General features: G+C 63.9%; 7 protein-coding genes. 6 read left to right on the top strand and 1 reads right to left on the bottom strand.

Going from position 1 to position 9,324, the window contains the following annotated elements; genetic code table 11:
• Positions 1-257: 257 nt before the first annotated feature.
• Positions 258-1,070, bottom strand: coding sequence for a hypothetical protein (locus ACMZ6R_RS19250; RefSeq protein ID WP_416114543.1), 813 nt, complete (start codon positions 1,068-1,070; stop codon positions 258-260).
• 311 nt (positions 1,071-1,381) lie between these two features.
• On the opposite strand from ACMZ6R_RS19250, the gene ACMZ6R_RS19255 reads away from it, so the two are divergent.
• The 6 genes from ACMZ6R_RS19255 to ACMZ6R_RS19280 all read left to right on the top strand — a co-directional run bounded on the left by ACMZ6R_RS19255 (position 1,382) and on the right by ACMZ6R_RS19280 (position 9,124).
• A complete protein-coding gene (locus ACMZ6R_RS19255; protein ID WP_416114545.1) occupies positions 1,382-3,358 on the top strand; it encodes a methyl-accepting chemotaxis protein in 1,977 nt (658 codons plus the stop codon).
• 192 nt (positions 3,359-3,550) lie between these two features.
• Positions 3,551-5,068: an ATP-binding protein gene (locus tag ACMZ6R_RS19260; RefSeq protein ID WP_416114547.1), complete on the top strand. Its 1,518-nt coding sequence runs from the start codon at positions 3,551-3,553 to the stop codon at positions 5,066-5,068.
• Entirely contained in the window at positions 5,053-6,489 is a 1,437-nt protein-coding gene (locus ACMZ6R_RS19265; protein WP_416114549.1) for a sigma-54-dependent transcriptional regulator, read from the top strand. The genes ACMZ6R_RS19260 and ACMZ6R_RS19265 overlap by 16 nt, the downstream gene beginning before the upstream one ends.
• Before the next feature lie 180 nt (positions 6,490-6,669).
• Positions 6,670-7,059, top strand: a complete 390-nt coding sequence (locus tag ACMZ6R_RS19270; protein ID WP_416114551.1) for a response regulator — start codon at positions 6,670-6,672, stop codon at positions 7,057-7,059.
• 86 nt (positions 7,060-7,145) lie between these two features.
• On the top strand, positions 7,146-8,411 hold the full coding sequence (locus ACMZ6R_RS19275; RefSeq protein WP_416114553.1) for a sulfite exporter TauE/SafE family protein: 1,266 nt from the start codon (positions 7,146-7,148) through the stop codon (positions 8,409-8,411).
• 2 nt (positions 8,412-8,413) lie between these two features.
• The gene (locus ACMZ6R_RS19280; protein WP_416114555.1) at positions 8,414-9,124 is read left to right on the top strand and encodes a hypothetical protein; all 711 of its coding nucleotides are present in this window, start codon (positions 8,414-8,416) and stop codon (positions 9,122-9,124) included.
• Positions 9,125-9,324 lie beyond the last annotated feature (200 nt).

Here is a 9,324-nt window from a genome sequence, read left to right on the forward strand (position 1 = left end):
TTCGCCCCGCAGGGGCGACGGCGTGGTGGCGGGGGAATTTGCCTGGGACGAGCTTGTCGCGAAGCGACATGCACCGTCCCGACAAATTCCGCCGCCATCTTCACCAACCGCCTTGCCGGCAACCATCCCCGCCTCCACCCGACCAAAGCACACCGGACGGGGGGTCCGGGGGGCCCATGGCCCCTCGGTGGGTCCAGGGCAGAGCCCTGGCGGGGCCTGGGGCAGAGCCCCAGCGGCGCAGCGGCGTAAGCGCCTTGCTAGTGTTGCTCCATGGCGTCGAGCAGCCAGTTGGCTCCCGGCGAGGCGTTGTCGCGGACGAAGCGCCAGTGGTCGAAGCGGTCGGTGTTGTGGGGGGCGTCTTTCTCGTGGATGAGCACTTTGTAGTCCACAACCATGACGGTTTGGGAGCCTTCCTCGCGGTTTTCGGCCAGGGTCGCCTCGACGAGCAGGATGTCCGGCGCGGGCGGCGGCGACAGGGGCAGGCTGTTTTTGAGGTTGGCCAGAAACCCGGGCGTGGTAAAATTGGCCAGATCGTCGAAATCGCGTTTGGCGATGGCCACGAGAATGCGGCCGTAGGCCATTTTTGCTCCGGCCAGGAATTCCTCGTCCGGCGTCGCGCCGGCTGGGGGCTGGCCGGCGGGCTGGGAGGCTGTTTTCGTGGACGGCGTCGAGCGCAGGGCGTCCCAGGTGGCCTGGGCATTGGTGTACATGTCACGTTTTGCCCGTTGCGGGGGAGCCGGCGGCGGCGTGGCGTCGTAGGGTTCGGCGGGACCGGAGCGGTCGGAGGGCGGCTGCGGCTGGCCTTGGCCGGAACGTCGCGAGCGGCCGAGCAGCAGGCGCAGGAGCAGGAAGATGACCAATCCGATCACGAGCAGGTCGAGGACGCGTGGCCCGGTGAACTCGTCGCCGCGCAAAGCGCTGCCGAGCACGCCCCCGGTCAGCGGGTCGGCCAGGGCCACGCCGGGCGCGGCGGCGACAAAGCCGAGGCAGCCGGTCCCGACCAGGGCGGCGTGGCGACGCCAACATTGTAAGCGGCGAAGGGGAAATGTGATACGAGAGTGCTTCTCCATACTGTTTTTTTGTCAAAGCCGCCCGGCCAAGTCAATGCGCAAGACTTGACGCCCTGTAAAAATTCCTGACACCCACCCTCCCCCGATAACGGCGCAACCGGCCGGTACGATATGAAATACATGAGCATTCACGCTTTGCATGTTGGCATGTCCTTTGCGTGATGCTTGTTGCGGGACCATGTCGTCCCGTGGGTTTTCATGACTTTTGCGACAACAGGGCATCGCGCGCATGCGCAAGGCGATACGGGATGCGGTCCATAAGAGATGGACCGGAGGGGGTTGCAATGGGTATCCGGCGAAAATTGTTCCTCTTGATAGGCGTATGTGCGCTGGGTTTTATCTGCTCGGTCGCCGCGGACCGGATCGGCAAGTATTATGCCGCCAAATACCGCCATCTCGAGGGGCTGGCGGCGGATGCCTATACCGAACTGTTGCAGGGCCGACGGGAAGAGAAGAACTTCCTGCTGCACCTGGACCCGAAGTATGTCACGCCGACCCTGGCCCATGCCGACAAGGTCAGGGAGGACATCACGCTGCTGTCGGGCCTGGATGCGGCTGTGACGCAGAACGTCCAGGAAGCATTGACGGAGCTGGCCGCCTACCGCAAGGGCTTCGAGGATCTTGTCGCCACCCAGCGCATCAAGGGATTTGACGAAAACCAGGGGCTGATGCGCAATTTCGTGTACGCCGCCAGGGACCTGGATACGAAGTTCAAGCCGGTGACGGACAAGGATTTCCAGATCGTTTTGCTCAGCATCCGCCGCCATGAGAAGAACTGGCAGTTGCGCGACGCGGAGACCTATGTGGGCAAGGTGGACGCGGCGGTGACGCAACTCGGGACCATGGTCGCCGGCAACCCGGACCTGACCCAGGAGCAGAAAAAGAGTTTCACCACGGTCCTCGACACCTACCAGCGCAGTTTCAAGGATTACGTCGCGGCCAGCGCCAAGGCCAAGAAGATCGCCGCCGCCATGGTGCAAAACGGCCGGGACCTCATGCCCCATTTCGAAAAGATCGAGCGCTTCTACGCCGCCCGCAGAGGCGAGGTCCAGACGATCGTGGACTGGTCCATGCTGGCCGTCCAGGGATCGCTTGGAGTCGTCGTGCTGTTGGTGATCCTGTGGATCATTCGCGGCATCACCGGCTCACTTTCGGCGCTCGGGGCCTATTCCAGGCAGGTAGCCTCCGGCGATCTGGACGCCCGGCCCAGGGGCCATTTCGAACGCGAATGCGCGGTGCTGCGCGACGACATCACCGCCATGGTGGCCAACCTCAAGGAAACGATGCGGCAGGTGGCCGAGGAGCAGGCCGAGGCCAGCCGACAGGCCCGGGCCGCCGAGGAAGCCATGCTCGAAACCAAGCGCAAGGAAGAGGAACTGGCCGCCACGCTTTCCCGGATGCAGGCCGTGGCCGACGAAGCGGGCAAGATCTCGCGCCGCCTCTCCACCGCCGCCCAGGACCTCTCTGCCCAGACCGAGCAGTCCGCTTCCGGCGTGGAGCTGCAACGCCGCCGCGTGGACGAGACCGCGACCGCCGTGAGCCAGATGAATGCCACCGTCCTCGAAATCGCCTCGAACGCCGGAGCTGCCGCGCAAACCGCCGAGCAAACCCGCGACAACGCAACCACGGGCGCGGATGTGGTCAAGCAGGCCGGGCAGTCCATGGCCAAGGTCAACGACATCGCCATGGAACTCAAGGCCGACATGGGGAGCCTCGGCCAGGAAGCCCAGTCCATCGGTGAGGTCGTCGGCGTGATCAACGACATTGCCGACCAGACGAACCTGCTGGCCCTAAACGCCGCCATCGAGGCCGCCAGGGCCGGCGAGGCCGGACGGGGATTCGCGGTGGTGGCCGACGAGGTCAGAAAGCTGGCCGAGAAGACCATGGTGGCGACAAAGGAAGTGGAATCGCGCATCCGGGCCATCCAGGATGCCGCCGGGCGCAACATCAAGAGCATGGACCAGGCCGTTTCCGCCGTGGCCGACGCCAACGCCCTGGCCGGACACTCGGGCGAAGCCATCCTCGCCATCGTGGGCCATGCCGACGCCACGAGCGGCCAGGTCCAGTCCATCGCCACCGCGGCCGAGGAGCAGTCCGCCGCTTCGGAGCAGATCAGCCGGGCCATAACCGAAATCAACCAAGTGGCCGACGACAATGTGGCCGGCGTCGAGGCCACGGCCAAGGCCGCCCATGCCCTGGCCGGCATGGCCGACGAGCTCAAGGCGCTCATTGCCCGGCTGCGCGGCGATCAGGCCGGCCTTCCCGGCCCCCGCGCCCTGGCCGCATGACAGCGCAGCCCCAAATGGCATGCCGGCATTTTGGAAAACCCGTGGAAGCGCCCGATACCGGCCGCGGTGACGGAAAACGTTGCCACGGCCGGCCGGCGTCGGTAAGACCCTGACCGGCATTTACGTCGATGCGGCAGGTCGCAACCCTGGCCTCTCCCCCGGCACCGGCGGACGCCGAGAAGGCAAACACCCATGACCGACGCCAAAACCGCCTTCGGACTCGCCGCGCTCTCCCGCCTGGGCCTGCGCGCCCGGGTCTATCTGCTGCTCGGAAGCCTGCTGGCGGTCAACATGACCGGCCCGGTCATCATGATCTGGTACGCGGCCATGGCCCGGGACCTCTACACGGCCACGGCCGACAAGGACCTGGCCGCCCTGACCTCCGCCCACGAGTTGGAAAACGCCCTGCTCAACCAGAAGGGCTACGCCACCTATTATTATTTGAGCCATGACGCTTCCTGGCTCGGCAAACTCGAGGAAAGCCGGCGCAACTTCAGCCTGTGGCTGGAGCGCACCCGCCAGCAGGTGGTCGCGCCCGAGGCAATCCAGCTGCTCGACGCCGTCACCCGGGCTTACAAGAAATACGCCGACGCCAAGGACAACGTCATCGACCTCTACCAGCAGGGACGCATCAAGGCGGCCAAGGATCAGCACTGGGAGGTACGCGACGAGTTCGACGACCTGCGCGACCTGTGCGAGCGGTTCAAGGACTTCTTCCGCAACCGCATGCGCCGCACCGGCCGCATCTACCTGGAACGGACCGACATGGTCATGGGCGTGGCCGTCATCGGCGTGGCGATAAACGCCAGCCTGGGCTTTTTCCTGGCCTACGTCCTGGTCAGCCAGATCCTCGACCCCATCCGCAGGCTGGCCCGGGGCGAACGGAGCAAGGAGGCCCTCGCCGGCGTGTCCAACGAAGTCAAGGCCATCGGTCAGAAGTTCCGCGACCTGGAAAAGGATGTGGACCAGGCCCATATGGACCTGGAGCAAAGCCGGGGGCATCTTATGCAGTCCGAAAAGCTGGCCATGGCCGGACGGCTCGCCGCCGGCGTGGCGCATACCATCCGCAACCCGCTGACCTCGGTCAAAATGCGGCTGTTCTCCCTGGAGCGCGGGCTCAAGCTCGACCCGACCCAGAAGGAGGATTTCGAGGTCATCGCCGAGGAGATCGGCCATATCGACACCATCGTGCGCAACTTCCTGGAGTTCGCCCGGCCGCCCAAGCTCACCGCCCAGCCCGTCAGCCTCACCGACGTGGTCGACACGACGCTGAACCTGCTCAGGCACCGCCTGGAATCCTACAACGTCACCGTCACCCTGGACCGGGTCCGCCCCCTGCCCCCGATCAACGCCGATCCCGACCAGCTCAAGGAAGCCCTCGTCAACCTCGTGCTCAACGCCTGCGAAGCCATGATCGAAGGCGGCGAGATCCACATCCGCGAGGAGGTGGGCGTGCTCGACTCCCATGGCCATATCCTGGCCGTGCGCATCTCGGACAGCGGGCCGGGCATCCCGCAAGCGCTCATCGAGAACATCTTCCAGCCGTTTTTCACCACCAAGGGCGAGGGGTCGGGCCTGGGGCTGCCCATCGTCAAGCGCATCGTCGAGGAGCACGGCGGCTGGATCACGGTCCAGTCCCCGGAGGGCAAGGGGGCCACTTTCACCATGGTCTTTCCGTACGAGGGGGAACGCGAATGGAACAGATCCTGATCGTCGACGACGATCATCAGCTGCGGATGAGCTTCGAGCGGCTGCTGGCCGCCGAGGGCTTCGAGGTGCGCACCGCCTCCTCGGGCGAGGCCGGCATCGCGGCCGTGCGCGAGGCCGCGCCCGACGTCGTGATCATGGACGTGCGCATGCCCGGCATCTCCGGCCTCGAGGCCTACGCCGCCATGCGCGAGATCGAGCCCAGACTCCCGGTCATCATCATGACCGCCTACGGCACCACGGACATCGCCATCGAGGCCACCAAGCTGGGGGCCTTCGACTATATATTGAAGCCCTTCGACATCCCGGACATCTTGAAGCTCCTCAACAAGGCCATCGCCGCCGGCCGGTCCATGCGCAGCCGCGTGGCGGTTGGCGAGGAAGGCGAGCAGGCACTGGTGGCCGATGCCATCATCGGCCGCAGCCCGGCCATGCAGGAGCTTTACAAGGCCATCGGCCGCGCCGCGCCAACAGACGCCACGGTGCTGATCCGCGGCGAATCCGGCACCGGCAAGGAGCTGGTGGCCCGGGCCGTCTACCAGCACTCGCTGCGGGCCGACAAACCCTTCCTGGTCATCAACTGCGTGGCCATCCCCGAAACCCTTCTGGAGTCCGAGCTGTTCGGCTACGAAAAAGGCGCCTTCACCGGGGCCACCGGCCGCAAGGTGGGCAAGATCGAGCAGGCCAACCACGGCACGGTCTTCCTCGACGAGATCGGCGACATGCCGCTTGCCATCCAGGCCAAGATCCTGCGCCTGCTCCAGGAGCAAAACGTGGAGCGGCTCGGCGGGCGGCAGGTCATCCCGGTGGACGTGCGCATCATCGCCGCCACCAACCGCGACCTGGAAGAGGCCGTGCGCCAGGGGCAGTTCCGCGAGGACCTCTACTACCGGCTCAAGGTCGTCTCCCTGACCCTGCCGCCCCTGCGTGAACGCCCAAGCGACATCGCGCTTCTGGTGCGCTATTTCATGGCCCGCTACGCCAAGGAGATGGGCCATTCCGATCCCGGCGTGTCCGAGGAGGCCATGGCGCTGCTCACCGCCAATCCCTGGCCGGGCAATGTGCGCGAACTTGGCAACACGGTCAAAAAGGCGCTCATCTTCAACCGGGGAGCAACCCTTGGCCCGGAGGAAATCCAGAAGGCCTCGGGCGAACCGCTGCGAAACGGCGACCTCGCCGCCCAGGCCACGGGCGACGCCCTGGCGGATTTCATCCGCCGGCAACTCGCCTCCGGCCGGGAAAGCCTGTTCGAGGAGCTCATGGACCACTTCGGCCAGCTCGTCATCCGCGAGGCCCTCGAGGCCACGGGCGGCAACCGCACCCAGGCCGCCAAGCTCCTCGGCCTGTCCCGACCGACCTTGATCGCCAAGATCGAAAAGTACGGCCTGCGCATCGAATCGCGCGTGCGCGACAGCCGTTCCTGATCCCGTTCCTTTTTACAAGCCGTAAAAATAGCTGACAGCCCGGGTGTCGCAACGCTTGCTGTGTTGATCGGCAGTTTTCGAAAAATCGTTTTATTACAAAGAACTACCTCTTCCCCAGATTCCCCTCTCCTTGGCACGGGAGTTGCGATGCCCTGGCAAAACCTTGTCAGGGAGCATGCGGTGAAACGTTGCCAGGCCTCGCTCGTCATAGCCGAGAGAAACGCCAATATCCGGGAACTGCTGCGTCGGGAATTCGGCCGCGAGGGCTACGCCGTCACCACGGCGAGCTCCGGCGCCGAAGTCCTGGCGCTGCTGCGGGAACCGGAACTGGTGGACCTGCTCGTGCTCGACGCCGAGATCGGCGGCAGCGACGGCGCAAGCCTTGTGCCGCGCCTGACCCGGCTTTTCCCCCGACTTCCCGTCGTGCTGCACGTCTTCGCCGGCCAGGAAGGCGACGAAGGCAGCGTGGTGCGGGTGCGCAAGGAAGGGGATTTCGAGCGCCTCAAACACGTCGTGTATGAGGTGCTCGCCAACCGGGCCGGACAGGACGAACCCGGCAAGGCCGGCTAGGGGAAAGCGAAGCAAACGTCGCGGGGTTGGGGTATCGCGCGACGGAAAGCGCGCGAACACGGACTTTCAAAACGGAGGAAGAAGGAATGGGATTCGGCAGGCAGGTCTATGAATTCCTCAAGGCAGGATCGATCGCACATGCGCAATGGGATTTGGAAGTATCCACGTCCATCATAAAAAATCGTAAAAAGCTGCTCATTCTCGGGGTCCTGTTGCTGCCCATCATTGCGGTTTCCTTTGCCGAAGCCGGCGGCTATCTCGGCGGCAAGCACGCCTATGCCCCGGCCTTTTACACCTCGACGATCTTTTTGGCCTCCATCGCCGTGGGCCTGGCCGCCGGACTTATCACCGGCTGCATCGGCGCGGGCGGTGGCTTCATCATAACGCCGGCGCTCATGTCCGTCGGCGTCAAAGGCATCCTGGCCGTCGGCACCGACCTCTTCCATATCTTCGCCAAGGCCATCATGGGCACCACGGTCCATAAAAAGCTTGGCAACGTCTCGGTCAAACTGGCCATTGCCTTTCTGGTGGGCTCGATCTCCGGCACCTTCGTCGGCGGCGCCATCAACAAATGGTTTTACAACAAGGACCCGCTCCTTTCCGATACCTTCATCAGCGTCATTTATGTGTTGATACTCGGCTTCCTGGGCATCTACGCCATGACGGACTACATCCGGGCCACCCGCAAGACGGCCCCGGCCGCCAGCAGCACGGACAGTCACGGCGGGGCCACGGGCGTCACCAGCATCGGCGCGAAACTGCAAAATCTCAATATCGCCCCCATGATCCCCTTCGACGAGGACTTCGTGCCCGGCGGCAAGCGCATCTCCGGCTGGATCGTGGCCTCGGGCGGCCTGCTCGTCGGCATCCTGTCCGCGCTGATGGGCATGGGCGGCGGCTTCGTCACCTTCCCCATGTTCGTCTACATCTTCGGCGTCTCTTCCATGACCACCGTGGGCACGGACATTTTCCAGATCATCTTCACCGCCGGCGTCGGCTCCATCGCCCAGTACGCCATTTACGGCTACGTGTTTTATTCCCTGGCCGTCGGCATGCTGCTCGGGTCCCTGCTCGGCATCCAGGTCGGCGCGCTGACCACCAAGGTGGTCAAGGGCATCCATATCCGGGGCTTTTATGCCATCACCATCCTGGCCGGCTTCATCAACCGGATCGCCGCGCTGCCGAAGAAGTTCATGGAAATGGGCTACATCAACTGGCCCAAGGCCGTGGTGGGCAATATCGAGTTCTTCGGCAACATCCTCTTCTGGATCGTGGTGGCCGTGTTCATGGTCTGGGTCATCAGCAAGTTCGTCACCAACCTCGCCAATCTCCATCACCAGGAGGTGAACTAGCCATGATCGCCAGCAAGAAAAAGCTGACCACAGGCCTTCTCCTGATGGCCTCCTTCATCGGCGTTCTCATAGTGATTTTCCTGCCCATATTCGGCCAGGAGCGGAACGGGCTGGAATTCTCCGACGATTTCTTCAACAAGCTGGCCAAGGGGTCCTCGTACTTCATCCCCAAGGTCACAAAGGAAGTGGATACGCTCGCGGGCAAGCAGGTGGATGTCAGCGTCAAGTTCAAGGATCCGAGCATGGCCAAGACGGTCGACGTGCTGCTGGCCAAGGTCGGCGCGACCGGCGAGGCCAAGGGCGACCTGTACGAGATCAAGGGCGACCTGGGCAAGATGCTGTCCCAGGTGGTGACCGACTCGGACTACATGTACAAGGACGATGGCAAGCCCGTTGCGGACTTCTATGGCATGGACGAGAAGAAGGCCATGGAAGCCTGGTACACGACGCTGGCCGCCATGATCCAGCCCTTGCAAAAGCAAAAGCTCATCCATGAAGCCAACGTCGTCAACACGGTCAACCAGAAAGCCATCGAGCCGGCCTACAACTTCTACGGCATCCCGGCCGAGCACGTCAGCGAAAAGATGCTGCTCGTCACGGGGATGCTGGCCTTCTATCTCCTCTACACCGTCTGGTACGGCTTCGCCATCTTCGACATCTTCAACGGTATCGGGCTTTCCATGACCCGGTCCAAGATGAAGAAGGAAGTGTAACCCCCCCGCCCCTCAAGGGCGAAACCCCGGTTCGTCAATGTGGCGGGCCGGGGTTTTGCATTGTAAAGGCGCGGTAAGCGCCTAATAAGGCCCATCTTGTCAGGTCGTGAGGAAAGCGGCAGAAGCTCAGACAGGGATGATTAGGGAGCAAGGATCGAGATGTTGGGGCAGGAGGGCCTTGCGTTGGGCATCGGTAGTTG

Source organism: Solidesulfovibrio sp. C21, from assembly GCF_047785625.1.
GTDB lineage: Bacteria > Desulfobacterota > Desulfovibrionia > Desulfovibrionales > Desulfovibrionaceae > Solidesulfovibrio.